This is a genomic window from Paenarthrobacter nicotinovorans (genome assembly GCF_007670255.1).
Classification (GTDB): domain Bacteria; phylum Actinomycetota; class Actinomycetes; order Actinomycetales; family Micrococcaceae; genus Arthrobacter; species Arthrobacter nicotinovorans_B.
Window position 1 is genome coordinate 298,286 of record NZ_SZVS01000001.1, and the last position, 26,387, is coordinate 324,672.

General features: G+C 62.4%; 24 protein-coding genes. 17 read left to right on the forward strand and 7 right to left on the reverse strand.

Annotation, left to right across the window (positions count from 1 at the left end):
• Positions 1–20 precede the first annotated feature (20 nt).
• From FDP28_RS01405 to FDP28_RS01415, 3 genes are read left to right on the forward strand one after another with little or no spacing between them, the layout of a single operon-like run.
• Positions 21–803, forward strand: a complete 783-nt coding sequence (locus FDP28_RS01405; RefSeq protein WP_144658831.1) for a YveK family protein — start codon at positions 21–23, stop codon at positions 801–803.
• A 2-nt stretch (positions 804–805) separates the two neighbouring features.
• Entirely contained in the window at positions 806–1,498 is a 693-nt protein-coding gene (locus FDP28_RS01410) for a hypothetical protein (RefSeq protein WP_144658832.1), read from the forward strand.
• Complete coding sequence (locus FDP28_RS01415) at positions 1,485–2,834, forward strand: O-antigen ligase family protein (RefSeq protein ID WP_144658833.1); 1,350 nt, start codon at positions 1,485–1,487, stop codon at positions 2,832–2,834. Before FDP28_RS01410 ends, FDP28_RS01415 begins: the two co-directional genes overlap by 14 nt.
• Positions 2,835–2,877: 43 nt before the next feature.
• On the opposite strand, the gene FDP28_RS01420 is transcribed toward FDP28_RS01415, so the two are convergent.
• The 5 genes from FDP28_RS01420 to rfbB all read right to left on the reverse strand — a co-directional run bounded on the left by FDP28_RS01420 (position 2,878) and on the right by rfbB (position 9,719).
• Entirely contained in the window at positions 2,878–3,654 is a 777-nt protein-coding gene (locus FDP28_RS01420; protein ID WP_397320615.1) for a glycosyltransferase, read from the reverse strand.
• 56 nt (positions 3,655–3,710) lie between these two features.
• The gene (locus FDP28_RS01425; RefSeq protein WP_260842281.1) at positions 3,711–5,744 is read right to left on the reverse strand and encodes a WecB/TagA/CpsF family glycosyltransferase; all 2,034 of its coding nucleotides are present in this window, start codon (positions 5,742–5,744) and stop codon (positions 3,711–3,713) included.
• Positions 5,745–5,874: 130 nt separating this feature from the next.
• Positions 5,875–7,119, reverse strand: coding sequence for a hypothetical protein (locus FDP28_RS01430; protein WP_260842282.1), 1,245 nt, complete (start codon positions 7,117–7,119; stop codon positions 5,875–5,877).
• A 200-nt stretch (positions 7,120–7,319) separates the two neighbouring features.
• Entirely contained in the window at positions 7,320–8,717 is a 1,398-nt protein-coding gene (locus FDP28_RS01435; protein WP_144658836.1) for a sugar nucleotide-binding protein, read from the reverse strand.
• 3 nt (positions 8,718–8,720) lie between these two features.
• Entirely contained in the window at positions 8,721–9,719 is a 999-nt protein-coding gene (rfbB, locus tag FDP28_RS01440; protein WP_144658837.1) for a dTDP-glucose 4,6-dehydratase, read from the reverse strand.
• A 53-nt stretch (positions 9,720–9,772) separates the two neighbouring features.
• Between rfbB and rfbA the strand changes: the two genes are divergently transcribed.
• On the forward strand, positions 9,773–10,639 hold the full coding sequence (rfbA, locus tag FDP28_RS01445) for a glucose-1-phosphate thymidylyltransferase RfbA (protein WP_144658838.1): 867 nt from the start codon (positions 9,773–9,775) through the stop codon (positions 10,637–10,639).
• 3 nt (positions 10,640–10,642) lie between these two features.
• On the opposite strand, the gene FDP28_RS01450 is transcribed toward rfbA, so the two are convergent.
• Positions 10,643–11,575 (reverse strand): aldo/keto reductase, encoded by a 933-nt coding sequence (locus FDP28_RS01450; RefSeq protein WP_144658839.1) that lies wholly within the window; start codon positions 11,573–11,575, stop codon positions 10,643–10,645.
• 52 nt (positions 11,576–11,627) lie between these two features.
• On the opposite strand from FDP28_RS01450, the gene FDP28_RS01455 reads away from it, so the two are divergent.
• Both FDP28_RS01455 and mshC read left to right on the forward strand, forming a co-directional pair.
• The gene (locus FDP28_RS01455; RefSeq protein ID WP_144658840.1) at positions 11,628–12,461 is read left to right on the forward strand and encodes an undecaprenyl-diphosphate phosphatase; all 834 of its coding nucleotides are present in this window, start codon (positions 11,628–11,630) and stop codon (positions 12,459–12,461) included.
• 15 nt (positions 12,462–12,476) lie between these two features.
• Entirely contained in the window at positions 12,477–13,754 is a 1,278-nt protein-coding gene (gene mshC, locus FDP28_RS01460) for a cysteine--1-D-myo-inosityl 2-amino-2-deoxy-alpha-D-glucopyranoside ligase (RefSeq protein WP_144658841.1), read from the forward strand.
• Positions 13,755–13,824: 70 nt separating this feature from the next.
• Here the strand turns inward: mshC and FDP28_RS01465 are convergent, their stop codons facing one another.
• Positions 13,825–14,730: a PAC2 family protein gene (locus FDP28_RS01465; RefSeq protein ID WP_144658842.1), complete on the reverse strand. Its 906-nt coding sequence runs from the start codon at positions 14,728–14,730 to the stop codon at positions 13,825–13,827.
• Between the two features lie 30 nt (positions 14,731–14,760).
• Here FDP28_RS01465 and FDP28_RS01470 point away from each other — a divergent pair, with 30 nt between their 5' ends.
• From FDP28_RS01470 to FDP28_RS01520, 11 genes are all read left to right on the forward strand, one after another.
• On the forward strand, positions 14,761–15,573 hold the full coding sequence (locus FDP28_RS01470) for an HAD family hydrolase (RefSeq protein WP_144658843.1): 813 nt from the start codon (positions 14,761–14,763) through the stop codon (positions 15,571–15,573).
• Positions 15,574–16,737, forward strand: coding sequence for a site-2 protease family protein (locus FDP28_RS01475; RefSeq protein WP_144658844.1), 1,164 nt, complete (start codon positions 15,574–15,576; stop codon positions 16,735–16,737).
• Positions 16,738–16,850: 113 nt separating this feature from the next.
• The gene (locus FDP28_RS01480) at positions 16,851–17,915 is read left to right on the forward strand and encodes a tRNA (adenine-N1)-methyltransferase (RefSeq protein ID WP_144658845.1); all 1,065 of its coding nucleotides are present in this window, start codon (positions 16,851–16,853) and stop codon (positions 17,913–17,915) included.
• Positions 17,916–18,011: 96 nt separating this feature from the next.
• Complete coding sequence (gene arc / locus FDP28_RS01485) at positions 18,012–19,820, forward strand: proteasome ATPase (RefSeq protein WP_144658846.1); 1,809 nt, start codon at positions 18,012–18,014, stop codon at positions 19,818–19,820.
• Between the two features lie 50 nt (positions 19,821–19,870).
• Complete coding sequence (gene dop, locus FDP28_RS01490; RefSeq protein ID WP_144659098.1) at positions 19,871–21,490, forward strand: depupylase/deamidase Dop; 1,620 nt, start codon at positions 19,871–19,873, stop codon at positions 21,488–21,490.
• A 120-nt stretch (positions 21,491–21,610) separates the two neighbouring features.
• The gene (locus tag FDP28_RS01495; RefSeq protein ID WP_018777646.1) at positions 21,611–21,814 is read left to right on the forward strand and encodes a ubiquitin-like protein Pup; all 204 of its coding nucleotides are present in this window, start codon (positions 21,611–21,613) and stop codon (positions 21,812–21,814) included.
• A gap of 79 nt (positions 21,815–21,893) precedes the next feature.
• Entirely contained in the window at positions 21,894–22,703 is an 810-nt protein-coding gene (prcB, locus tag FDP28_RS01500) for a proteasome subunit beta (protein ID WP_144658847.1), read from the forward strand.
• A gap of 1 nt (position 22,704) precedes the next feature.
• Positions 22,705–23,412 carry a proteasome subunit alpha gene (gene prcA, locus FDP28_RS01505; RefSeq protein ID WP_144658848.1) on the forward strand — a complete coding sequence of 236 codons (708 nt, stop codon included), beginning with the start codon at positions 22,705–22,707 and terminating at the stop codon, positions 23,410–23,412.
• A 1-nt stretch (position 23,413) separates the two neighbouring features.
• A complete protein-coding gene (gene pafA / locus FDP28_RS01510) occupies positions 23,414–24,778 on the forward strand; it encodes a Pup--protein ligase (protein WP_144658849.1) in 1,365 nt (454 codons plus the stop codon).
• 128 nt (positions 24,779–24,906) lie between these two features.
• Complete coding sequence (locus tag FDP28_RS01515; RefSeq protein ID WP_144658850.1) at positions 24,907–25,830, forward strand: FKBP-type peptidyl-prolyl cis-trans isomerase; 924 nt, start codon at positions 24,907–24,909, stop codon at positions 25,828–25,830.
• Between the two features lie 75 nt (positions 25,831–25,905).
• Positions 25,906–26,301, forward strand: coding sequence for an FKBP-type peptidyl-prolyl cis-trans isomerase (locus tag FDP28_RS01520; RefSeq protein WP_144658851.1), 396 nt, complete (start codon positions 25,906–25,908; stop codon positions 26,299–26,301).
• Positions 26,302–26,387 lie beyond the last annotated feature (86 nt).

Sequence of the window (26,387 nt, forward strand, 5' to 3'; positions counted from 1 at the left end):
ACGAAAGGCAAGAGTAGGACATGCAGGTACAAAAGATACTGAAAAGCCTGATACGGCGATGGTTCATCGTCGTCCTGGGGCTTGCCTTGACCGTCGGCGCCTGTTTCTTCCTTCAGCAGAGCGCTCCTGATAACTACAAAGCCCAAGCGAGCCTGGTTCTGCTGCCTTCGACCAAGAGCGTTGGAGAAGCCGGCAACCCCTATTTGGGCCTTGGAGGCATGAGCGAGGCGCTGGACATCCTCACCCGCAAGATGTCCTCCGAAGAGTTCAAAGAGAAGATCCGCGACCAAGCAGGGGCATCCACCTTCACGGCTGAAGCCGACAAGGGGACCAGCGGCGCAATCCTCCTGATCACCGCATCTTCCCACGACGCCGACCAGGCACTCCGGCTTCTGGACACTGTCATGAACCAAGCCCCGGTGGCCCTGACGGAGCTGCAGGACGTCCTGAACGTTCCCACCACATCCCGCATTTCCACCATGAAACTGCTGGAAGACAGCAAGGCAGTCCCTGAGGTCAAGGCGCGTACGCAACTTCTGCTCGTTACTGCGGCCGGAGGCGTGGCCTTCAGCGTCGTGATGACAGTGCTTATCGATGGACTCCTTCTGTCCCGGAAGCACCGTAAGGGCGCCGGGGCCAGCCACAAGGTCTCCGGACCGAAACCACCGGCGCCGCAATCGGCGCGCCAAAAGAAGTCCCCGCCTGCCGAACGCCTGCCCGGCGGCCGCCCCCAGGCGGACGATCCAGCCTACCTCTCAGGAGAGACCGCCAGCGTGGTGCCCAGCTCCTATAGGCCGGGATGACCATGACGGCCGCCATCCTTCTACGTATCCTGGTCAGGCGTTGGTACATAGTGGCCTTCGGCCTTGCCATTGGCCTTGTGTCTTTGGGCGCGGTCCGGACATCCGAGCCTGTTTACTGGACCAAGGCCGAAGTCACCTTCGTCGCACCGGACCGCGAACCCGCCTACTGGATCCCCGGCGACGACTATGCGTCCCTGGTGGACTTTGCGGCCATGGTGGAACGACGCGTCAATTACGACTCAGCCTCGGTTGACCTCACCCTGTCCAGCGGGACCCTCTATGGCGCCGGCGTCCGGCATGGTTACTCAGTAACGTTGCTCAACAGTGGCGGGCAGTGGGCCAAGAGCTTCCGGTGGCCTGTCTTGTCCGTTCAGGTGGTTGACTCCAGCGCACAGACAGTGAAGAACGTACTGGGTGACGTCGTGGAGCGTATCAAGGCGGCCTCCACCGAACTCCAACGGGAAGCAGGCGTGCAACAAGCGCTGATCACCACCCTTACATCTCCCTCAAGTCCGGAAATCGTGTTTGGCGGAGGAACGCAAACAAACCGCGTGAAAGGGGCCGTTTTCTGGATGGGCATAGCCGCCACTTTGTCAGTCCTGGCCGCGGTTGCCATCGATTCCCGGCCGCGGCGCCCCAGGGCGGCACAGACAGATCAGCAGCAGGATGAGGTGACATCCCGTGTACCGGGCTAATGGGCTGCTTCATCGCGACAGTGTCCAAGGGGCTACCGGGAAATCGGATGCGCCGATCTTCCTCACCATCTATCTGGTACTCACGTGCGCTCTGCCATCGAATCTTGTCATCGCGTCCCTCGGCTCCATCGGCCGGCCCAACACACTTTTCGCGATCCTGGGTTTGGCATGGTGGGTCCTGCACCAACTTCTGCGCACCACCCCGTCGGTCAGGCGATTCCACCCCTTGCGGGCAGCACTGTCCGCGTTCCTCATCGTTGCAGCATCCAGCTACGCATACGCCATGGTGAGAGGTCTCCCCGAAACCGAGGCCAGCCCCGCCGACGCCGGGCTCATCAGGCTGGCGGGCTGGGCGGGAATCCTGCTCATAGCTACCGATGGCCTGACCACCCGGGAAGGGGTCAGGACACTGCTGCGCAGGATCGCCCTGGCGGGAGGACTGACAGCGGCACTGGGTTTGCTGCAGTTCGCCACCGGCTCTTCCCTCATTGAATGGATCAGGATACCCGGTCTTAGCCTCAGCTCCGAGATTGCAAACATCGATTCCCGTGGCGGCTTCGTCCGTGCGGCTGGCATGTCACTGCATCCCCTCGAATACGGGGTAGTTCTGTCCACCTCGCTTCCCATTGCCATTACCTTGGCCCTGAACGACACCTCCAAGCGCAGGCTCCTCTGGTGGATCCCTGTTGGCCTGATTGCCGTTGCCGCAATGCTTTCCGTCTCCCGCGCCGCCCTGATCTGCATGGCACTGGCTTTTCTCATTCTCCTGCCGGTCTGGCCCAAGCAACTGCGACGACGGGCCGTCGTCGTCTCGGCGCTGCTGGTCGGAGTGATCTATGTGGTGACCCCAGGCATGATCGGGACCCTGTTCGGGCTCTTTACTATCGGCACCGATGACCCCAGTATCAGTTCCCGGACCAACGGCTATGCCACGGCCTTCGGAATGGCCAGCCAACAGTTGTTCCTCGGACGTGGTTTCGGCACCTTTCTCCCGGCCTATGTCATTGTTGACAACCAATACCTGGGACTCCTGGTGGAACTTGGCATAGCCGGTCTGCTTGCCTTCCTGATGCTGGTTCTCGCCGGCATTATCTGTGCCTGGAAGGCCCGCAGGGCAGCAAAGGACAATGAGCTACGTCAAATGAGCCAATCGGTACTTGCCAGCGTGGCCGCAGCTGCCCTTGCTTTTGGATTCTTCGACGCTTTTGCCTTCCCCATGGCGGCCAGCCTCCTGTTCCTCATGCTGGGCATATCAGGTGCACTGTGGAGAATCGCGCACCGGGAAGCCGCTGAGGCACACCTCAAGGAAAAGGCGGTCACTTCAGGGGAGCAATGAACCCATCCCGGAACAACCACAGGCAAGCAACAGTCAACGGCCTCTAGCGACGACTCTCATCCCGCTCCCATACGGGGGACGAGGCCCGGGACCTTGGATGACGGCGCCCCGCCACCGCGAACACTGCATAGACGACGGCGTCACAAGCCGTCCGAGGTCCACGAACCGACCCCAGCAACTGGCGAACCGTCCGCAGCAGGGAGGCCCCGCCTGACACCTGGTCCTGTTCGGCATTACCCCGATAGGTGCGACGCAACACAGCCAACAACGCAGCGGATGTCCGGGGCGTCCGGACTATCACCGGCTCCGTGGGCAGGACAGCCTTCTCCTGCGCATCAAAAAGCCTGTCCACAAAATAGTCGTCCCCTGTCAGTGCGGGGAAGACGCCCATGCGGCTGTGCCCGGAACGACTCAACGCATAAGCACCGGCGCCCCACAGTCCCTCCGCATTGCCCGGGATCCTGCCGCGTGCACGGTAGTAGGCCCGCACCGGCCCCGAAGCTCCGTGCGTGTCGTAACTGAACGCCGGCCGGGCAGCCAACAAAGTTCCATCCTGCAGGGCTGCAAAAACATCCGCAAGAGCTTTGGAGCTGACCTCTATGTCGGCATCCAAATAAAGGCGCGGCCACAAGCCGGTGCACTGGTCGCCGGCATTCAACGCCGCGGTCTTTGACGCCTCTGCAACATGCAGGACGGAGACCCCCTGCCATCGCGACGCGATCACTTCCGTAGCGTCCGTACACCCATTGCAGGCCACTACGACGTCCACAGTTCCCCAGCTGATGACTTCCCTCAGCGACCCCAGGGTTCTGTCGATCACCGCAGCCTCATTATGGGCCGGGATAATGACCGCTCCCGAGGGATACCCCGCACCCACTAGATCTCCCTTTCGACTGGCCGCACGGCATGTGGAAGGCGATCCCACCGCCGTCGGCTGGTCAAAGCCCACGCAGCATCGCGGTGACCGGCTTTCCCCAGCCGCGCCACCTCCGCGGCCAGGACAGCGCCACGAAAGGCCACCAGCCGCGCCGGCCCAAGGTACTTTTCCGCATATCGGACACGGTTCACAGACATCAAGGCGACGAGCTGCGGAGAAGCCCCGGATCCACCCCGCGTATGCCACATCCGGGCGGCCGGTTCGAACCAAATGGAATATCCAGCCTCCCTCATGCGGTGGCAGTAGTCGGTTTCCTCCGAATACAGGAAGAAGCGCTCATCCCAGGCACCCACCAGCTTGGCGGCCGCTGCGTCCACCAATAACGCCGCGCCAGTAGCCCACTCCACCTGATGCCCATGCAAGTAACTCTCCTCATCGACATCCATCTCCGACAACCACGCCGGACGGGATCCAAAACGGCTGCCCAGGGCCGCATCCCCAAGCGCTCGCAGAACTCCCGGTTCCCGCCTTAGTGAGGGGTAGACGGTGCCATCGTCCTCCAGCAGGACCGGCACAACCATTCCCGCCCCGGATTGTTCCAGGCGTCTCCGCATTGCCAGGACAGATCCTTCCGCAACGCGGAGGTCCGGATTGAGGATGAGGTAGGTACGGGCTTCTCCGGCGGCTGAGAGTGCTGCGTTGATTCCGCCGGCGTATCCCAGGTTTCCCCCGGTCCTGATGGCGATGACGTCCGGATGCCGGGACAGTTCACTGATGGTGCGGTGGTTGGGGGAGTTGTCGGCCACCACCACTTTCAAGGACTGCTCCTGTGCTTCCTTGCGCAGGCTCAGGATCAACGGCCCGATGGAGTCCTCGTTGTTGTAGGTGACGACGACGACGGCGACATCCGCGGTGGAGCTCGGTGGCATGAAGGACCCCGGAGCGCGGCTGGGCTCACGCTCCGGGACATCCACGCTGTGGACAGCGGTGGCCTGCTGGGCGGCATCCGGGTTCAGGCGTTGCCCCGGGACGACCGGGGGCAGCGCCAAACCGCTGTTCCTTCGCAGCCGCACGTAGGCTTCCGGTCCGTCCACGAGGTATCGACGGGCAAGCCGTCGGGGTTCCAGTGCCAGCCGCCAGGCCCACTCGAGGCTGTTGGAACTCACCCAGGACGGGGCCCGCTTGATATGCCCTGCCAGAAAGTCCACAACGGCCCCGAAGGCGAGCAAGACTCCCGCACCCGTCATGGCTCCATATTCCGAGATCCAGAGTTCCTGCCGCGGCTTGCCCAAGCCCACGATCAGAAGGTCGGGTGCCGACTCCGAAATCATGCCCGCAAGTCGGCGGGAAGCCTGGGGGTCGCCAAGAATGGTGCGCGCCGGCGCCCACCACCCAACGATCTTCAGCTGTGGCCGTTCCACTTCGAACCTGTCGCGGATCAGACGCTGGGTTTCCACCGACCCACCAAGGAAACCCACCGTAAGCCCCCTCCGCTCTGCCGCCTCCAGCAAGGGGCCGACGAGATCGCTGCCTGCCAGCCGAGGCCAGCTTCTTGACGTCAGGCGCCGGGCCTGCGTCGCCAGCGGGGCGCCGTCGACAAGGGTCAACCACTCCACGGCACCTGACTTTTCAAGGGTGCCCGACCAGCGGCCACCTGAACCAAAGTGGCGGATATGGTCCAGATTGGCAGAGCACACGCCCAACGGCGGGGCATTGACACCGCTGGCCCTGCCAAGGATCTCCTCAATGGCTGGCTGGAATTCCATGAGCTTGACCGCGACGCCGCCCAGGTTCACCCAAGGGTCTTCGGGGGCAGCGCCCAGGGGGCGTGGTGCGGTTCCGGGGCGTGGGGCCACGCGGTGGGGGACTGTCAGGTGGGGGACTACCCGGTGAATTGCTTTCCGGGTCGTCAGGGATTTCGGCAGCAGCATTCTTGGCTCCAGGATCGGGTCAAGCTCAAGGCATAACCATGTGACCCACGACCCCTGGCTGCTGCACTGCCAGGATTCGCGGATGGCGGGCAGGCCCGCCATATCGACATGTTTTCTTGAGTTGTCTCCCGGCCTCCTGCCAGAGGCTGCCGTAGGGCTACTTTAGGACGACTTTCCCGTATTCGCCAGCCTTTTCCACGGGCCTTTACGGCTACGGGAGCGCTTCGGCTCCCTAAAGGGCGATGCGGTACACATGATGCGTGTACTCGTTCGGGAAATCATCAGTAAATTTCCCCCCTTGGACTGGAATGGAACGGTTTTCGTCCAGCACTTCCACGGTGGAACCCGTTATCCCGGCAGGAAGTGTGAACGTTCTGCTGCCGGTGGCCCCATCGTCGGTCATCGCAAAGACATAGGCGCTTCCGTCCTTGGCCTTGAGCATGGTGTCTGTTCCGTCGCCAAAGTCCCAGACATAGGACTGGGTGTTGAGGACCGGCGCCAAGGCGCTGATGGCGTGGTTCACGACCCCCACTGCAGCGACCTGTTCCTTCAGGCAGTCGGCGCTGTGTTTCCGGGCGTCCTGGAAGGCGTCACCGGTGATGCAATCGTTCACTTCCTGTTGGTCCGGCGACTGGCTGAACCACACAATTCCCCTCGCCTCGTGGATAATCGACGCCCACACCTGTGCCTTGACCTGCTCAGGGCCCAACTGCTTGTAGCCGCGTGTTGAGCCGCCGGTGCTGACCACCGTGGGGAGCGCCCAGAGCGGCGCCTGGACACCGCGCGCGGCATTGACTTCCTGCTGTAATTGCATGATTTTCCCATAGCTTGAGGCGGTGCGGCAGTTCGATGCGGTGATGGGATTCTGTCCGTTCGGAGTCCGCCACCTTAGCGTGCCATCACCCCAGTCGCATTGCGGGACGGAGTAGAAGTATTGGTCCACGGAGTTCACGTTCGCGGTGCTGTAGTAGTCCGTTGAGAACTGCATGGGCACGTCATAGGTGACGATTCCCGAGGTCCAGTTCGCATAAGTGAACCTGCCAGTCACTGCAGGATCGTGCTGGGCCGCCAATTGCTTCATATGTGCCAGGCCTGGCACGGGTTCATACCTGCCATCCACTTCATCATCCAGCACGCTGCCCACCTGCCGGTCCCAGTTGGCAGGAGCGTCCGCGGGCGCGAAAAGGGTAAACATACCGTGAGCCGAGATGGCTGCACTGGACGCGTCCGGGTTGCCCTGAACGTAAGTATTGATGCCCAGCGCTTTGTCGTACTTCAGCTGCGCATCGCTGCCGGGGGAGCCGTACCAGATGGCGATGGGGAAAAAGGAGGGGTCATTCCAGCCGGCTGCGGCGGCTTTGGAAAATTGCCGCCAATATGCCGGGCCGCCCTCCCACGGAATCCTCGGGAGCTCATGGAGCGCAGCTGCGGGTTCCATGGACGTCGCTGTGGGTTCCGGCTGGGGAGGGGGAGCCACGCGTGGGACAGTTCCTGGAATCGTACTTGCCCAGAACAGCAAGCCAAGTGTCAAGGCCATCGTCGTGACGTAGCGAGCCCTCATAACGTCATCTTCTTCCGCAACCCAATGATGAGTACCTCAAAGGATGACATCCGCTCCACAATTCCGTAAACCGCCGTCGTGTTTCAGCCGGACGTGCGCAACGTCAGGTGCGTTCGCTACCCCTTGAGGTATTCCGCCAGACGCTGTGACCCATCCGGGGGAGTGAAGCCCGCGGCGGTAATTTTGGCCAAGTCCAGCACGCTGTGGACCGGCCGTGGAGCTGTGCCCGGTTGCGCGTACTCGGCTGCAGTGACGGGACGAACCAGCCCCGGATCCGCGCCGCAAAGCCGATAAACCTCCGCGGCGATTGCCGCCCAACTTCTCGGCACCCCACTGTTACTGATGTTGTAGGTGCCGTACGGTGCCTGTGAATCCACCAGATGCCTGATACCCGCGGCAATATCCACCGCGAAGCTCAGCCGGCCGATTTGGTCATCCACCACGTTCGGTGATGCTGCTTTGGCAGCGAGGCCGGCCATGGTCCGAACAAAGTTCTTCCCGTCACCCACAACCCAGCTCGTCCTGACGATGTAGTGCCTCGGGACGGCTGCCACAGCCATATCGCCTGCGGCCTTGCTCTGCCCGTATACCCCCAACGGAGCGTATGCCTCATCTTCCGTGTGCAGTTCCGCAGTGCCGTCAAAGACGTAGTCGCTCGACACATGGACCAGCGTCAGTGAATGTTCGACGGCGGTACTCGCCAAGCGGGCGACGGCGGCTGCGTTGACGGACCAGGCAGCTGTGCGGCCTTCCGGAGTTTCGGCAGCATCCACCGCGGTAAAAGCTGCAGCATTGATGATCGTGGCGTAGCTGCGCCATGCCAGCGACCGGAAGGAGTCCTCGCTGGTGATGTCAAAATCCCGGCGACCGGCAAAGTCGACCGTTCTGTCGCCGTCGAATGCCTGCCGCAATGCGGCCCCCAATTGGCCGTCGGCTCCGAGGACGAGAGTCCGCCGTTTTTGCATCGGGGCAACGTGGCCAAGGCGCGGATGGTTCTTGTCCTGTTCCGAGACCACAGCGCGGCTGAGGGGGATCGGCCACGGCACGGAGACGTGTTCGTCGGCCAGATTCAAGAAGGTGTAATCCTTCCGGGCATCCGGGCTCCAATGGTCGTTTACCAGGTAGGAGTAGGCGGTGTCGGGTTCCAGTGTCTGAAAGGCGTTCCCTACACCACGTGGCACGAAGACAGCTTGGCCCGGAGTCAGCTCCGCGGTGAACAGGACCCCAAAGGTAGGTCCCTCGCGAAGGTCCACCCACGCCCCGAAGATACGCCCGGAGGCCAAGGAGATGAATTTGTCCCAGGGTTCGGCATGGATGCCCCGGGTAGTGCCGGGAACGGCATTGAAGGAGACGTTGTTCTGGACGGGACCAAAATCGGGCAGCCCGGCGGACAGCATCTTGCTTCGGTGCCAGTTTTCCTTGAACCACCCGCGACCGTCGGCATGCAGAGGAAGCTCGAACAGCAACAACCCAGGAATGGGGGTTGGCGCGGAGATTGGTTCCCTGGCGTCCACGGCTTAGTGCCCTTGGCCGGCGTATTTTGACTCCGTGGCCGCCTTCTGGGGCCGCCACCACTGCTCGTTGGCCTTGTACCACTGGACGGTCTCTGCCAGGCCTGAGTCGAAGTCGGAGAACCGGGGCAACCAACCAAGTTCACCGCGGAGCTTGCTGGAGTCGATGGCGTAGCGCAGATCGTGTCCCGGACGGTCATTGACGAGGTCGTAGGCGTCCGGCTGTTGTCCATTCAGAATCAGTAACTTCTCCACCACCTCACGGTTCGACCGCTCCCCATTGGCCCCGATCAAGTAGGTCTCTCCGATCCGCCCCCGTTGGAGGATCGTCAAGACGGCCGAGGAATGGTCCTCCACGTGGATCCAGTCGCGGACATTCAGTCCCTGGCCGTACAGCCGGGGCCGCAGTCCGTCGAGGATGTTGGTGATCTGCCGCGGGATGAACTTCTCAACGTGCTGGTATGGACCGTAGTTGTTGGAGCAATTGCTGATGGTGGCTTGGAGGCCAAACGAACGCACCCAAGCCCGGACCAACATGTCCGAACCGGCTTTCGTAGCGGAGTAAGGGCTGGTGGGCCGGTACACCGAGTCCTCAGTGAATTTGCAGGGATCATCCAGCGCCAGGTCTCCATACACTTCATCGGTGGAGATGTGGTGGAAGCGTGTTCCGTGCTTGCGGGCGGCTTCGATCAGGGTGAACGTGCCCATCAGGTTGGAGTCCAGGAAAGGACGGGGATCATCCAGCGAGTTGTCGTTATGCGACTCGGCCGCAAAGTGCACCACGGCATCCACTGAGGCCGTCAGTGCGTCCACCAGACCGCCGTCGCAAATGTCCCCTCTATGGAATTCGAAGCGGTTTGAAGGCAGTCCCGAGAGCGACTCCATGCTGCCGGCGTAGGTGAGCTTGTCCAGGACAGTGACATGAAGGCCAGTGTGCTCCATGATGAAGTGAACAAAATTGCATCCGATGAATCCGGCCCCGCCGGTGACAAGGATTCTCTGCATGGCCATAGCGTAACCGTCCCTGACGGTGATGTGCAGCGGGAGAGGACAGTTAGATGCGCGGAATTATTCTTGCCGGTGGCACGGGCTCCAGGCTCCATCCAATTACGCTCGGAATCAGTAAACAATTGGTTCCGGTCTTTGATAAACCAATGATTTACTATCCGCTGTGCACCCTGATGCTCGCTGGAATCCGCGACATCCTTATCATCACGACACCTGCGGATGGTCCCCAATTCGAGAAGCTCCTGGGGGACGGCTCGCAATTCGGAGTCAATGTGAGCTATGCCCGTCAACCCACACCCGACGGACTTGCCCAAGCCTTCATTCTCGGGGAGGAGCACATCGGAAGCGGCAAAGTGGCGCTCATCCTGGGCGATAACATCTTCAATGGTCCCGGCATGGGCAACCAGCTCCGCCATTATGCCGATGTCGACGGCGGCGCAATCTTCGGATACTGGGTCAAGGACCCCTCTGCCTACGGCGTGGTGGAATTCGATGATAAAGGCCTGGCAATTTCGATTGAAGAGAAGCCCTCGGCACCCAAAAGCAACTATGCAGTGCCCGGACTGTACTTTTATGACAACAACGTTGTCGCCATGGCAAAGGAGCTGCAGCCATCACCGCGCGGGGAGCTGGAAATAACCGACATCAACCGCAAATACATGGAGCTTGGGCAGCTGCATGTGCAGAAGTTTCCGCGGGGGACCGCCTGGCTGGACACCGGAACCTTCAGTGATCTCAATGATGCCTCCAACTACGTCCGTACCACCGAAAACCGGCAAGGGTTGAAGATCGGCGCGCCGGAAGAAGTGGCATGGCGAATGGGATACCTGACTGACGACGAGCTCAGGCAACAGGCGGCCAAACTGGCCAAGAGCGGCTACGGCAGCTACCTGCTGGACATCCTGGACCGGCGCTGACCCTTACGCCGCGGAAACATCCTCAAGCGCACGTGCAATCTCTGCCGGGAGAACCGCCAACTGCGCATCCAGCAATTCCTTGAGCTGAACCGCGTTCCTTGGTCCGACAACCGCAGTGGACACCCCCGGCCGGGACAGCAGCCAGCTCAAGGACACGTCCAAGGGAGAACGGCCCAGCCCACGTGCTGCCATCGCTACTGCTTCCACCACCCGCGATGCCCGCGGTTCCAGATAGGGCTCGACGTACGTTGCCAGCCTTCCCTGAGCCGCTCGGGAATCCGCGGGAATTTGTCCCCGGTACTTGCCGCTGAGAACCCCGCGCCCCAAAGGGGCCCAGGCCATCAGGCCGAGGCCGGCGTCCTCGACGGCGGGGATAAGTTCTTCCTCGGCTTTGCGGTTGAGCAGAGAATATTCCGACTGGTTGGCCACCAAAGTAAAACCTGCCACTGCCGCGGCCTTGGCCGTCTGCCAGCCGTTGTAATTGGAAATGCCGACGTAACGGGCACGTCCGCTTCGCTGTGCCAGCTCCAGAGCCGAGAGCGTTTCATCCAACGGCACGTTCGGATCCCACTCCTGGGCGAACCAGATGTCGATGTAATCCGTTCCGAGCCTTGCCAGGCTCGCATCCAGCGCAGAAAGCAGCGCCCCCCGGGAGGCGTTGACACTGCGGCGCGTTTCCGACGACGACACGCCGGCTTTGGTGGAGATGACGATTTCGGACCGGGCGACGACGTCTCCGAGCATGGAGCCCAGCATCGCCTCGGCCCGTCCCTGCGCGTGGGACGCGGCAGTGTCAACCACTGTTCCACCTGCTTCAACAAACGCGTGGAGCAGTTCCGCAGCATCCTGCTCATCGGTTTCCTGCGCCCAGGACATGGTTCCAAGGGACATCGAAGACACGCGGAACCCACTGTTCCCGACATAACGCTGCTGCATAGCAGCTAGCTTACGGGCAGTTACCAGTGTTCATGACGTAGGGTCTATTCACGTGAACTGGATAGAAGCAGCCTTGCTGGGCCTTGTGCAGGGCCTCACCGAATTCCTCCCGATTTCCTCGAGCGCGCATCTGCGGATCGTCGGCTCATTCCTCCCCGATGCAGCCGATCCCGGGGCGGCTTTTACGGCCATCACCCAGCTAGGTACCGAAACCGCCGTCATCGTCTACTTTTGGCGTGACATCGTCCGCATTGTGCGGGCCTGGTTCGGCTCCTTGACGGGCAAAGTGGAACGGAACGACCCCGATGCCCGCATGGGCTGGCTGGTCATCCTGGGCAGCCTTCCCATCGTCATCCTTGGACTGTTGTTCCAGGACCAAATCGAGTCAGTGTTCCGCAGCATGTGGATTGTTGCCACCATGCTGATTGTTTTCGGCATGATTCTCGCCGTCGCCGATGCCATTGGCCGGCAGGAGCGGGATCTCACCCAACTGAGCTACAAACACGGCATCCTGTATGGCTTTGCCCAGGCAATGGCGTTGATTCCCGGCGTTTCGCGCTCCGGCGGCACCATCACGGCCGGACTCCTCATGGGTTACACCCGTGAAGCGGCCGCACGCTACTCCTTCCTTCTCGCCATTCCGGCCGTGTTCGGCAGCGGCCTCTACCAGCTTTACAAAACAGTCACCAAAGAGGGCCTGGCCGGACCTTACGGACTGCCCGAAACCGCACTGGCCACGGTCATCGCCTTCGTTGTGGGTTACGTCATCATCGGCTGGTTCCTGAAGTTCGTGTCCACACGCAGTTACCGGCTCTTTGTCTGGTACCGCATCTTCCTTGGGTTGGCCTTGTATGTCCTGCTCGGTTTCGGTGTGATCAGTGCCTAGCACTAAGGTTGAGTCGTGAAATCGTGGATCTCCCGCCCTGTACCTGAACTGCCCGGCAGCATGCCGCCCGTACGGCTGTACGACACCGCTCTGGGCCGTGTCGTGGAGGTGGAACAACAAGCCGAGCAGTCGATGTACGTCTGCGGCATCACGCCCTATGACGCAACGCATATGGGCCATGCTTCGAGCTATGTAGCGTTCGACCTCCTGAACCGCGCTTGGCGTGATGCAGGGATCCGCGTGTCCTACGTTCAAAACGTCACGGACGTCGATGACCCCCTTCTTGAACGCGCCACCGCTACCGGCGTGGACTGGCGTGAACTGGCTGAAAGCCAAATCGAGCTTTTCCACACGGATATGGACGCCCTGAACGTCCTCGCCCCGGACCATTACGTTGGCGCCGTCGAGGCAATCCCCGACATCGTGCCAGCCATTGAACAGCTCATCGCCGATGGCGTCGCCTACCGCGTCCAAGGTGGCGACGGAGAACCCGACGGCGACGTCTACTATGACGTCGAAGCCGCCGGAAAGAGCTCCAGCGCTACGGATGCCTGGACCCTCGGCGATGTATCAGGCCTTGGTGAGAGCGAGATGCTCGCGCTGTTCGCCGAACGCGGGGGAGACCCCGGGAGGCCGGGCAAACGGAACGCCCTTGATCCACTGCTGTGGCGGGTGGCCCGGGACGGAGAACCCAGCTGGCCGGGAGCCGGCCTCGGTGCCGGGCGGCCAGGCTGGCACATCGAATGTACCGTGATCGCGCAGAAGTATCTTCCGGCGCCGTTCACGGTGCAAGGTGGCGGCTCCGACTTGATCTTCCCGCACCACGAAATGGGGGCCGGCCACGCGTACTCCCTCTCCGGAGTCCCGTTGGCCCGTCACTATGCCCACGCCGGCATGGTGGGTCTGGACGGAGAGAAGATGAGCAAGTCCAAGGGAAACCTGGTACTCGTCTCCAAGCTCCGTGCAGCCGGTGAAGAACCAGCTGCCATCCGCCTGGCGATCCTGGCCAACCACTACCGCTCCGACTGGTCGTGGACTGATGCAGACTTCGCGGCGGCCAAAGACAGGGTCGCTGTTTGGCGGGCAGCCTTGGAGCAGGCTCCAGCCGGTTCTGCGTCCGGGCTGATCGCGGCCATCCGCAAGGAGCTGGCCGAGGACCTCAACGCGCCAGGTGCGCTGGCCGCCGTCGACCATTGGGCCCAGGAGGCAGTACGCAACGGTGCGGAGAAGTCCGCTCATGATGCTGCCCTGGTATCCGATGCCGTCAACGCTTTGCTGGGCGTGGAACTCTAGACCGCGCCGGAAAGAAGCAAAAGGCCCCGACATTCGTCGGGGCCGTTTGCCGTTTTCGGACGTCTGGGTCCTACGGACGCTCCTTGCCGCGCCGCTTCAGGTACCGCTCGAATTCCCGGGCAATGGATTCACCCGAGGCCTCCGGGAGGTCTGCCGTGTCCTTGGCTTCTTCGAGTTGACGCACATAGGCAGCAATTTCCGGGTCCTCCGTGGCGAGCTCATCGACTCCGCGTTCCCAGGCTTCAGACTCTTCAGCGAGGGCATGGCTGTCCAGGGGCACCTGAAGCAGGTCCTCGATCTTGTGCAGGATTGCGAGCTGGGCCTTGGGGGAGGGCGGCTGCGCTACGTAGTGGGGAACGGCGGCCCAGAGTGAGACCGTGGGCAGGCCCGCCAAAAGGGCGAATTCGGCCAGGACCCCGACGATTCCCACGGGCCCTTCGTATTGCGAGGCTTCCAGATTGAGCCGTTCCCGCAAGCCGTTGTCCTCCGTGGTGGTGCTGACCGGAATAGGCCGGCTGTGCGGAACATCGGCCAGCAAAGCGCCAACCAGAATGACGGAATCCACCTTGAGGGCTTCGGCATGGACCAAAAGCTCGGTGGTGTAGGCACGCCAGCGGTAAGACGGTTCCGTGCCGAGGACAAAAACCACATCCACGTTGCTGTCCGGGACTGCGGCCTTGTAGATCCTGGTGGATGGCCACTTCACTTTCCGGGCGCCGGAGGAGGTGCGCCGCACGGTGGGCCTGGTGAACTGGAAATCGTAATATTCCTCGGCATCCACGGTGGCGACTTTCTTGCCGTCCCATAGCTTGTTCAGGTAGTGCAGGGCATCGCTGGCTGCTTCACCGGCGTCGTTCCAGCCCTCAAAGGCGGCGATCATTACGGTGACGCGCTGTCCTTCCGCGGGTTCCTTGAGGAAACGCTCGGGCTCCACGGTGATGTCCTGCCCTTCGGGGGTCCCGTCCACACTGTTCATCCACTCACCCTACGTCCAAGACCCTGATGGATGCATGGCATTTCGCCTCAACGCGTGTCCCATATTCGCCCACAGCACAATGCCGGGACTGTGGGCCATCAGGTTCCACGTAGACTGGAAACCATGCATTCAACACCCAGCCAGCCCCTCCTCAAAGCCGTGCTCTGGGATATGGATGGCACACTCGTGGACACCGAACCCTATTGGATCGCGGCCGAGCGCGCCCTGGTGGAAGCACATGGAGGCAGCTGGAGCCACCAGCAGGCCATGCAGTTGGTGGGCCAGTCCTTGCTTCACTCCGCGGCTGTCCTGCAGCGGGCCGGAGTCAAACTCGAGGCCCGCGAAATCGTGGATACTTTGAGCGCACAGGTCATTGCCCGTGTGCGCCAGGAAGTCCCGTGGCGCCCGGGAGCGCGCGAGCTGCTGGATGAACTCCACGCGGCAGGCATCCGCTGCGCCCTGGTAACCATGTCGGAAGGCCCGCTCGCGGGAGTGGTGGTTGAAAGCCTCCCCAAGCCGTATTTCGAGTTCATGGTCACCGGCGACACCGTCACCCACGGAAAGCCCCACCCGGAGGCTTACCTCACCGCGGTGGAACGGCTGAAGCTGGACGACCCGACCCTGACCATCGACCATTGCGTCGCCCTGGAAGACTCCGTGCCCGGCGCTACGGCCGCCATGGCCGCAGGCGTGGTCACTGTCGGCATTCCGCACCAGGTACCGCTGCCCGAGGACCACCGCATGATCCTGTGGGATACCTTGGTTGGCCGGACGGCTGCCGACGTTGGCCGGTTGGTCGGTGACCGCTTTCCGGCGCTCGACCTCGTTGAAGGGGCCAACTAGGTGAGCAGTTCCCCCGCACCCCATCACGTCGCGTCGAAAAGGGAAGGCATCCCGCTGGGGAAGATAGCGGGCGTGCCCGTCTACCTGGCCTATTCGTGGTTCGTGATCGCCGCGATCACGGTGGTTTTCTACGGCCCCGTTATCATCGACAGGTTTCCTGGCATTGGCAACTGGGGATACTTGGCCGGCCTCGCCGTCGCCTTGCTGCTGGCGGTCTCGGTCCTCCTGCACGAGATCGCCCATGCACTCAGTGCCAGGGCCTTTGGCTGGCCCACTGAGAAAATCGTGCTGAACCTGTGGGGTGGCCACACCCAGTTCGAGAACTTCACCGCCTCGCCCGGCCGCTCGGTCATCGTTGCCCTTGCCGGGCCAGCGTCGAACTTCGTCATCGCCGGGATTATGTGGGCTGTAACGTCTACGGGAATGCTCAGCGGCATTCCGCGGATGCTCGCGGACATCCTGATGCTCGCCAACCTGGTGATCGGTATCTTCAATGTCCTCCCTGGAATGCCTTTGGACGGTGGCCGCCTGGTGGAGTCAGCTGTCTGGAAGGCCACCGGCAGCCAGGACAAGGGAACCATTGCCGCTGGCTGGTCCGGCAGGATCATCGTCGTGGCTTTGGTCATCTGGTTCATCGTTGTGCCGTTCCTCAAGGGCGAATTGCCTGATCCGATGTACACGGTCGTCACCGTTCTGGTCTGCGGCTTCCTCTGGATGAGTGCTTCCAGCTCCATCCACCACGCAAAACTGCGCAGCCGCCTCTACCTGGTGACTGCCGCCGGACTGGCGGACCGCGCCGTCGGTGTGCCGAACTCGGCGACAGTGGCAGATGTCCTGGCCATAGCACCGGCGGGGAGTCCCGCCGTCGTGATCTGCGGACCTGACGGCAAGCCGCAAGGCGTTGTTGACGGCCCTGCGGTTGCCAGCGTCCCCTTTGAGGCGGCCACGACGACGCCGGTCACCGCGGTTGCCCACGCGCTGGCTGCAGGCGCGTACGTCCCCGAATGGTCCAAGGGCCAGGAGTTGATCCAGTACTTGGCGCAGTTGGAAGGCGGCGAATACGCTGTGGTGGACCATAACGGAGTCGTCACCGGACTGCTCCGCCAGGAAGCCGTAGTGACAGCCATAACAGGTAAGGAACCGCGCAGGAGCGGTCGCGCCTGACCACAGGACCGGTAGAGTTACATGCCGGCCGTCTTGGCAGAAACCCCATGCCGCCGGCGCCCAGCAGCCAGCAACACGCAGCGGCCCAGCCGTACAAGAGCGAGGAACACCACATGAACCGCGAAACCGCCGCCCCCGAGGCAAGCGCCAGCCCGGACGAGGCAGCCTCCGGCTCCACTGTGCAGCCAACGGGCGCTGCACGGCGTCGCGGGCCCTTTCGTGTGGGAGAACGGGTCCAGCTCACGGACGAGCGCGGGCGAATGAACACGATCATGCTGGAAGTGGGCGGTGCGTTCCATACGCACCGTGGATTCCTGAACCACGACGAAATCATCGGCAAGGTCGACGGTTCCGTGGTGAGCAACAATGTTGGCCAGCAGTACCAGACGCTGCGCCCCCTGTTGTCCGACTTCGTGTTGTCCATGCCCCGCGGTGCCGCCGTTGTCTACCCCAAAGACGCGGCCCAGATCGTTACCATGGCAGACATCTTCCCCGGCGCCCGCGTTGTGGAAGCAGGCGTCGGTTCAGGCGCACTGTCCATTTCGCTGCTCCGTGCCGTAGGCGACGGCGGTTACCTGCACTCCTTCGAGCGCCGCGAAGAGTTCGCTGACATCGCCCGCGGCAACGTCGAAACCATTTTCGGTGGACCACACCCGGCGTGGCAGATCTCCTTGGGCGACTTCCAGGAAGAAGTCGTCAAGGCCGAGGCCCCCGGCTCTGTGGACCGTGTGGTCCTGGACATGCTCGCTCCTTGGGAATGCCTCGACGCCGTTGCCACGGTCTTGGCGCCGGGGGGCGTCTGGATCAACTATGTCGCCACAGTGACCCAGTTGTCGCGCACGGCAGAAGCAATCCGCGCCGACGGCCGCTTCACGGAGCCGGACGCCTGGGAGTCGATGGTTCGCGGCTGGCACCTGGAGGGCCTCGCCGTCCGGCCCGACCACCGCATGGTTGCCCACACCGGCTTCTTGCTGGTGACCCGGCGTTTGGCCGATGGCGTCACCGGCATTTCCGTGAAACGGCGTCCTTCCAAGACAGAATTCAGCGAAGAGGACCTCAACGCCTGGACCCCCGGTGCAGTGGGGGAACGTTCAGTCTCGGACAAGAAGCTGCGCCGCGCCGCCCGTGACGCCATTGCCGGAACCAACGTCCAGGACGAACCCCCGGTCACAAACTGAAAAGGTCACAATAGGGTCCGCATTCCGGATGTCACCGGGCACCCTGGGCTTTTCGGGACTAAGGTCTTGTTAAGCGCAGGAAGGGGCTGATGAATCGTGGATACGCCAAACAACGACCTTGGACGGCCGACACCGGAGGATGCAAACGCAGCGGCAGAGGAAAGGGCGGGCCGGGGTATCGCCCCAGTTCAGCCGCCTGAACCCTCGACTGACCTGACTGTTGCCGAACGGCAGATCAACATCCTTCGGGACAAGCTCCGCCACATCGACCGCCAGCTGGCAGCCGCTACCCAGAACAACAGCAAGCTGGTGAGCATGCTGGAAACCGCCAAAGCCGAGATCCTTCGCCTGAAGGGGGCTATAGAGCAGGAAGGGCAGCCGCCCTACAGTTTCGGGACTGTGCTCCAGGTCAACCCCCGCAGGCAGCCGGCACCGGGAAGCTCCGGGCAGGCCGCAACAGAAGAGTCAGTGGACATCTTCAACGCTGGTCGCAAGATGCGCGTGGGCGTCAGCCCACTGGTCAACGTCAACCAACTCGCAGTAGGGCAGGAGGTCCTGCTCAATGAGGCCCTCCTCATCGTGGCAGGACTTGGCTACGAGCGGGCCGGCGAACTGGTCACGTTGAAGGAAATGCTCGGCAGGGACCGTGCACTGGTAGTCGGCCGCGCCGATGAAGAACGGGTGGTCCGGCTCTCCGGAGCCCTCCAGGAGCTCCACCTCAAGGTCGGCGACGCGCTGTCCCTGGATTCACGGACCGGGTACGCCCTGGAGAAGGTTCCCCGCGCCGAAGTGGAAAACCTGGTCCTTGAGGAAGTTCCGGACATCACCTACCAGGACATTGGCGGCCTCGGTCCGCAGATCGAACAGATCCGCGATGCCGTGGAGCTGCCGTTCCTGCATCCGGACCTCTACCGCGAACACGGATTGAAGGCTCCCAAAGGCATCCTGTTGTACGGTCCTCCGGGCTGCGGCAAGACGCTGATCGCCAAGGCCGTTGCGAACTCCCTCGCTGCCCGGGCCGCTGAACGCGCCGGCAACACCGATCTCAAGAGCTACTTCCTGAACATCAAGGGTCCCGAGCTCCTGGACAAGTACGTGGGCGAAACCGAGCGGCATATCCGGTTGATCTTCGCGCGGGCCCGTGAAAAGGCGTCGGACGGCAGCCCCGTGGTTGTCTTCTTTGACGAGATGGACTCGCTTTTCCGGACCCGCGGTACAGGTGTCTCGTCCGACGTCGAAACCACCATCGTGCCCCAGCTGCTCAGCGAGATCGACGGCGTGGAGCGCCTGGACAACGTGATTGTCATCGGTGCATCAAACCGGGAAGACATGATTGATCCTGCGATCCTCCGACCAGGGCGCCTCGATGTAAAAGTCAAGATCCAACGGCCCGACGCCGAAGCCGCCGCGGACATTTTCGCCAAATACATCACCACTGACCTGCCGTTCCACGCCCAGGACCTGGCGGAGTACGGCGGAGACGTCCAGGCAACGGTGGATGCCATGGTCCAGCGGACAGTGGAAGCGATGTACTCCACCGAGAAATCCAACGAGTACCTCGAAGTTACCTACGCCAACGGCGACACGGAGATGCTGTACTTCAAGGACTTCAATTCCGGTGCTGTGGTGCAGAACGTCGTGGACCGCGCCAAGAAGTACGCCATCAAGGATCTGTTGACCAACCAGCAAAAGGGCCTCCGGATCGAGCACCTGCTGCGGGCTGTGGTGGATGAGTTCCGGGAGCACGAGGACATGCCGAACACCACCAATCCGGACGATTGGGCACGGATCTCAGGCAAGAAGGGTGAACGGATCACCTACATCCGGACCATCGTCCAAGGCAAGGCCGGGCAGGAACCTGGCAAGTCCATCGAGACCACCGCGAACACGGGCCAGTACCTGTGACAGCAAGACCCGAAGGTACACCCGCAGAGAAACTGCCCGCCGGCGGAGCGATGCGCGTCATGGGCTCGGAAACTGAATACGGTATCCACGCGCCGTCCGCACCGGGTGCCAATGCCACCATGATGTCCGCAAGGATCATCCAGGCATACGCCGCCGTCACGCGGCAGCGTGCCGCCGGCGGCGCCGAGACGCGGTGGGACTACACGGACGAAGAGCCGCTCCACGACGCCCGCGGCTGGACCGTGGACAGGGCGGCGGCGGATCCAAGCCAACTCACGGACCAGCCTCCGGTCCTCGACGCCGAAGCCGTCGCCTTGGCATACGGCCGCCAGGAACTGGAGCTTGATGGCGCGGACGAGTCAGGATCGCTCCTGATGAACATGGTCCTCGGCAACGGCGCCCGCCTGTACGTCGACCACGCCCATCCGGAGTATTCCAGTCCGGAGGTTACCAATCCCCGGGATGCGGTTGCCTGGGACGCCGCGGGTGACCTCGTGGCCCTTGCCACTGTCCGGAAGGTGGCCGCAGACACCAGTTTGCCTGCCATCAACCTGTATAAGAACAACACCGATAACAAGTCGGTGTCTTATGGTTCCCATGAGAACTACCTCATGCCCCGTTCGGTGCCCTTTGGTGACATCATTCGCGGCTTGACCCCTTTCTTCGTGTCCCGTCAGGTGGTCTGCGGTGCGGGCCGGGTGGGGTTGGGACAGGACAGTTCGACGCCCGGATACCAGATCAGCCAGCGGGCGGACTTCTTTGAAGCGGAAGTGGGGCTGGAGACGACCATCCGCCGCCCCATCATCAACACCCGGGACGAACCCCATGCAACGGCGGACAAGTACCGCCGCTTGCACGTGATCATTGGGGACGCCAACCTCAGCCAGGCTTCCAATTACCTCAAATTCGGAACCACGGCCATGGTCCTGAGCCTCATTGAGGCCGGCCAGGCTCCCAAGATCGAGGTCCACGAGCCGGTCCAGGCCCTTCAAGCCGTCAGCCACGACACCACGCTGACGTCAACGGTTCGGCTGCTCGACGGACGGCGGGTGACAGCCCTGGACCTCCAATGGATGTATTACGAGGCCGCAGCGAAACTGGCCCAGGAAACCGGCGTGGCTGATTCACTCTCCGGAGACGGCCACAGCCACGGGGTTCTGGCCCGTTGGGAATCCACCTTGACCGCGTTGGGGTCCGACGTGATGTCCGCGGCTTCGTCCGTGGAATGGGTGGCGAAGAAGTCGATCCTGGAGGGGTACAGGAACAGGGACGGATTGGGCTGGGACGACGCCCGGCTCGGCCTGGTGGACCTTCAATGGTCGGACATCCGCCCCGAGAAGGGCCTCTACTACAGGCTTCTGTCCAACAACCGCATGCAGCGGGTAGTGGACGACGCCGACATCGCCCGGGCGGTGACGGAACCGCCGTCGGACACCCGCGCGTACTTCCGCGGCAAGTGCGTTTCGAGGTTCGGCAAGGACGTGGTGGGCGCCAGCTGGGACTCTGTGATCTTTGACGTGCCGGGACTGGGGAAACTCCAGCGCGTTCCCACCCGCGAACCGTTGCGCGGGACACAGGCGCTGACCGGGGCACTCTTCGAACGACACACTGAAGCGGGTCCCTTCCTTGGCGAATTGTTGGGCCAGAATCCGCCGCCGGCAAGGGGTTGAGCCGGTGTGCGCCACAGGAATATTCGCACCGGCCCAAAGCCGTACGCGGCGGCCCGCAGCGTGGCAATATGGCAGTAGGAAGTCTCCAAGATCCGGGGACTGACAGTAGGGAGAAAGAAAATGGCAGCTCAGGAGCAGCAACAACCACAGTCACGGGAAACCGAAGCTGAAGTGGACGTCCCGGAGGCTCCGCCTGCAGCGCCCGAAGCCCAGGCATCCGAGGCAACGCAGGGCGTGGATGATCTCCTCGACGAAATCGACGGTGTTCTGGAATCGAACGCCGAAGAGTTCGTCAGGGCCTTCGTCCAAAAGGGCGGCCAGTAACCGGCCCACAGCAAGGACCTACCACCCGGACGGCGTGAGGCCGCCGGGCACGTGAACGCAGAGTCGAAGGAGTGCAGCAATGCAGGACCCATCAAACGGCCCCCTGGCCACCCAGGCTACGTCTTCATTCACCGAGCATCTGCAACGCTCTCGTCCTGAACTCCTTCCGTTCAACCAGCCACTGCCCGCCGGCTCCGTACCGGCCTCACCGCATGCCACCACCATCGTGGCGCTGACTTATGCGGGCGGCGTGCTGATGGCGGGCGACCGCCGCGCCACCATGGGCAATGTCATCGCCAGCCGGCACATCGAAAAGGTGTTCCCGGCCGATGAATTCTCGGTGCTGGGCATCGCCGGCACGGCAGGCCTGGCAATCGACATCACGCGCCTTTTCCAAGTTGAGCTCGAACACTACGAAAAGATCGAAGGCACGTTGCTGAGCCTCGTGGGCAAAGCAAACCGCCTGGGTGCCATGATCCGGGGGAACCTGCCCATGGCAATGCAGGGGATGGCAGTCATTCCGCTCTTCGCCGGATTCGACCACGTCAGCGGCGTGGGCCGTTTGTTCTCCTACGACGTCACGGGCGGCCGCTATGAAGAGCAGGAACACCATTCGGTGGGATCGGGTTCGGTCTTCGCCAGGGGCGCGCTGAAAAAGCTGTGGAAACCGAACCTCTCCGAGGAAGACGCCATAGCAGTAGCTGTCGAGGCACTCTACGACGCCGCTGACGACGACTCCGCCACTGGCGGACCGGACCCGGTACGGCAACTCTGGCCGGTGGTCTACACGGTCAACCGCGCAGGAAACCGCAGGGTCCCCGAACGCGACCTTGCAGCCATTGCCGGGGCAATCGTCGAATCGCGGGCCATCGCCGGACGGGAGGCCTGAGATGACACAGCAGTTCTATGTCTCTCCTGAACAACTGATGAAGGACCGCGCCGACTTCGCGCGGAAAGGCATCGCGCGCGGCCGGTCCGTCGTGGTCATCAGCTGCGCTGACGGCATTGCCCTGATCGCAGAGAATCCGTCACCGTCCCTCCACAAAATCGGCGAAATCTACGACAAGATCGCCTTTGCGGCCGTAGGCAAGTATAACGAGTTCGAAAGCCTGCGGCAGGCGGGCGTCCGCTACGCCGATGTCCGGGGTTACTCCTATGACCGCGAAGACGTCACGGCCCGCGGCCTGGCCAGTGTGTACGCCCAAAGCCTGGGGGCAGTCTTCACCGCTGAACAGAAGCCATTTGAGGTTGAACTGGCGGTGGCCGAGGTCGGGGCGACACGGGAGCAGGACCACCTCTACCGCCTGACGTTCGATGGTTCCATCGCTGACGAGAACGGTTTCGTCGTCATGGGCGGACTGGCGGAGCAGATTTCCGACGTCGTCAGCCGGGCTTGGGAGCCGGATCTCACCCTGCCGGGTGCCATGCGTTTGGCCTTGCGGGCCTTGGCTGCCGACAAGGAGCTCGAAGCCCTGCCGGCTACCGCCGTCGAGGCCGCCGTCCTCTACCGTGCTTCGGAGAGCCACCGCGGATCACGCAGGGCGTTCCGGCGACTGCTGCCCGAGGACATGACCCGGTTGCTCACAGAGGAGGCCTGAGATGGACAAACGCATATTTGGCATCGAAACGGAATTCGGGATTTCCTATTCCAGTCCTGATTCGCGTCCTTTGGCACCTGAGGAAGTGGCCCGCTACCTCTTCAGGAAAGTGGTCAGTTGGGGGAGGTCTTCAAACGTCTTCCTGACCAACGGCTCGCGGCTCTACCTGGACGTGGGTTCCCACCCGGAGTACGCCACGGCCGAGTGCGACGACCTTGCCCAACTCATTGCCCACGACAGGGCGGGCGAACTGATTCTCGATGACCTGGTGGACGAGGCCCAAAGCAGGCTGGCCGCCGAGGGCTTCAACGGAACCGTTTACCTTTTCAAGAACAACACGGATTCGGCCGGAAACTCCTACGGGAGCCACGAGAACTACCTGATTCCGCGCCGCGGTGAATTCTCGCGTTTGGCTGAAATCCTGATTCCCTTCCTGGTGACGCGGCAGCTGATCGCAGGGGCCGGCAAGGTGTTGAAGACTCCGCACGGGGCCACCTTCGCTTTCTCCCAACGCGCCGACCACATCTGGGAAGGGGTGTCCTCGGCGACCACGCGTTCGCGGCCCATTATCAATACCAGGGACGAGCCCCACGCTGACGCTGAGTTCTATCGCCGTCTCCACGTCATCGTCGGAGACTCCAACATGTCCGAGACAACGGCCCTGCTCAAAGTCGGTACGGTGGACCTGATTCTGCGGATGATCGAATCGGGCGTGATCATGCGTGACATGCGCATGGAAAACCCCATCCGCAGCATCCGCGAGATCTCGCACGACCTGACGGGCCGGGCCCTGATCCGCCTGGCCAACGGCAGGCAGCTCACGGCCCTCGATATCCAGCGCGAATACCTCACCAAGGTCACTGACTTCGTCGCCACCAACGGAGCACACAATGCCCACGTTCCCTTGATCCTGGATCTGTGGAAGCGCACGCTTGACGCTATTGAAAGCGGCGATACCAGCACCATTGACACCGAGGTTGACTGGGCCATCAAGAAGAAGCTCATGGACGGCTATATGCAACGACACGGGCTCGGCCTCGATTCTCCCCGGATCGCCCAACTGGACCTCACGTACCACGACATCTCGCGGCAACGGGGCCTGTTCTTCCTGCTCCAGGCCAGGGGAGCGGCCCGCCGACTGGTCACTGAAACCGATGTCAAGGACGCCGTGGACGCACCTCCACAGACTACCCGCGCCAAGCTCCGTGGCGACTTCGTTCGCCGCGCGCAGGAACTGGGCCGCGACTACACCGTCGACTGGGTCCACCTGAAATTGAATGACCGCGCGCACCAGACCATCCTCTGCAAGGACCCCTTCCGGAGCGAGGACGAAAGGGTGGATGCGCTCCTGGACTCCATGGGCTGATCTGCGCTTTAAGCTGGTTCCCAGCTTGGCGGGCTATTCTGGATAGTGGTCTCTTTCCAGGAGACAACCTGCTTGGAGGCGTCATCCGCTGTTCCGAGTGTCCTTTGCCCCGACGAAAGTGTCTTTTTGTGCGCCGACTCCTAGCAATTCTTCTTCCTGCCCTGCTGCTCATCACCGCGTGCGGGGGAAGCAACGCGGCACCTGAGCCCACCAGCCAGTCCGCAGGTGACATCTCCAAGCTCGACTCCGTGAAAGTGACGGACAACGGCAACGACAAAGCACCTGGCGTTGAATTTTCCAAGCCGCTCAGCGTGTCCGAACCCACCGTCAAGGTGGTCAAGGAGGGTGACGGAGAGCGTGTGAAGGCCGGGCAGACAGCCGAACTCGTCTACGTTGCCGTCGACGGCAACGACGGCAAAACGGTGGAAGACGCCTACGCCAATGGGCCGCAGCCAATTGAACTGACGGACGAACTGAAGTCCGGCAACCAGCAGATCTACAACGCGATCGTTGGTGCCAAGATTGGCTCGCAGATTGCCTTCGCCGCTCCTGGCAACGCTGGAGCTTCGCCCGCGGCTGCCACCCAGCTTGTCGTCTTCAAGCTGCTCTCCGCCAAGGACCCTGCTCCGGTACTGGACAAGCCTGAAGGCGACCCCGTAACTCCTCCCGCCGGACTTCCTACCGTGAAGGAAGACGACAAGGGTATTCCGCAGATCTCCGTTGACGGCGTGGCCGCACCCAAGGAGCTCATCGCCCAGGACCTCATCAAGGGCAAGGGCGCGGCTGTGAAGGCATCAGACACCCTCACAGTCAACTACGTTGGCGTCAACCTCGTAGGCGGAACCAAGTTCGATTCCAGTTACGACCGCGGAAAGCCCGCAAGCTTCCCGCTCACAGGTGTTATCAAGGGCTGGACGCAAGGCCTCGAAGGCAAAACTGTTGGCTCCCGCGTTTTGTTGGTCATTCCGCAGGACCTCGCCTACGGCGCCGCCGGCCAGGGCGAAGCCAAGGGTGACCTTGTCTTCGTCGTGGACATCCTGGGCGTCAAGTAACCCCCATCGCAATCGGCGGGCACTGGCTTAGGCTGGTTCCTGACACCCATCCATCACCCACACCAAGGAGTAACCATGTCATTTGGTCAGCGTGACTTCGACCGCACCAAGCCGGAGATTGACTTCCCTGAAGGTGACGTCCCCACGGACCTCGTCATCACCGACCTCATCGAGGGCACCGGCCGTGAGGCCAAGGCCGGAGACACCGTCTCCACCCACTATGTTGGGGTCGCCTGGTCCACCGGCGAAGAATTCGACGCTTCCTGGGGCCGCGGAGCACCCCTGGACTTCCGCGTAGGCGTGGGCCAGGTTATCCAGGGGTGGGACCAGGGCCTCCTGGGCATGAAGGTCGGCGGTCGTCGTCGCCTTGAAATCCCCTCGGAGCTTGCCTACGGCTCGCGCGGTGCCGGCGGAGCCATCAAGCCGAACGAAGCCCTGATCTTCGTCGTTGACCTCGTGGCTGTCCGCTAAGGAACAGCTGTCCCACAAGGCGCGTTACTGCCCGGTAAACCCGGGCTGGTGACGCGCCTTGCTGTTTTCCTCCCGGACTTTAGTAA

Bases quoted from the DNA above. Each gene is read 5' to 3' on its own strand.
- FDP28_RS01450 (WP_144658839.1), bottom strand. From the start codon at position 11,575: ATGCAGCAGCGTTATGTCGGGAACAGTGGGTTCCGCGTGTCTTCGATG.
- prcA (WP_144658848.1), top strand. From the start codon at position 22,705: ATGACACAGCAGTTCTATGTCTCTCCTGAACAACTGATGAAGGACCGC.
- FDP28_RS01470 (WP_144658843.1), top strand. From the start codon at position 14,761: ATGCATGGCATTTCGCCTCAACGCGTGTCCCATATTCGCCCACAGCAC.
- FDP28_RS01405 (WP_144658831.1), top strand. From the start codon at position 21: ATGCAGGTACAAAAGATACTGAAAAGCCTGATACGGCGATGGTTCATC.
- FDP28_RS01480 (WP_144658845.1), top strand. From the start codon at position 16,851: ATGAACCGCGAAACCGCCGCCCCCGAGGCAAGCGCCAGCCCGGACGAG.
- rfbB (WP_144658837.1), bottom strand. From the start codon at position 9,719: ATGCAGAGAATCCTTGTCACCGGCGGGGCCGGATTCATCGGATGCAAT.
- FDP28_RS01410 (WP_144658832.1), top strand. From the start codon at position 806: ATGACGGCCGCCATCCTTCTACGTATCCTGGTCAGGCGTTGGTACATA.
- FDP28_RS01425 (WP_260842281.1), bottom strand. From the start codon at position 5,744: ATGGCGGGCCTGCCCGCCATCCGCGAATCCTGGCAGTGCAGCAGCCAG.
- rfbA (WP_144658838.1), top strand. From the start codon at position 9,773: ATGCGCGGAATTATTCTTGCCGGTGGCACGGGCTCCAGGCTCCATCCA.
- pafA (WP_144658849.1), top strand. From the start codon at position 23,414: ATGGACAAACGCATATTTGGCATCGAAACGGAATTCGGGATTTCCTAT.
- dop (WP_144659098.1), top strand. From the start codon at position 19,871: ATGCGCGTCATGGGCTCGGAAACTGAATACGGTATCCACGCGCCGTCC.
- FDP28_RS01520 (WP_144658851.1), top strand. From the start codon at position 25,906: ATGTCATTTGGTCAGCGTGACTTCGACCGCACCAAGCCGGAGATTGAC.
- FDP28_RS01465 (WP_144658842.1), bottom strand. From the start codon at position 14,730: ATGAACAGTGTGGACGGGACCCCCGAAGGGCAGGACATCACCGTGGAG.
- FDP28_RS01495 (WP_018777646.1), top strand. From the start codon at position 21,611: ATGGCAGCTCAGGAGCAGCAACAACCACAGTCACGGGAAACCGAAGCT.
- prcB (WP_144658847.1), top strand. From the start codon at position 21,894: ATGCAGGACCCATCAAACGGCCCCCTGGCCACCCAGGCTACGTCTTCA.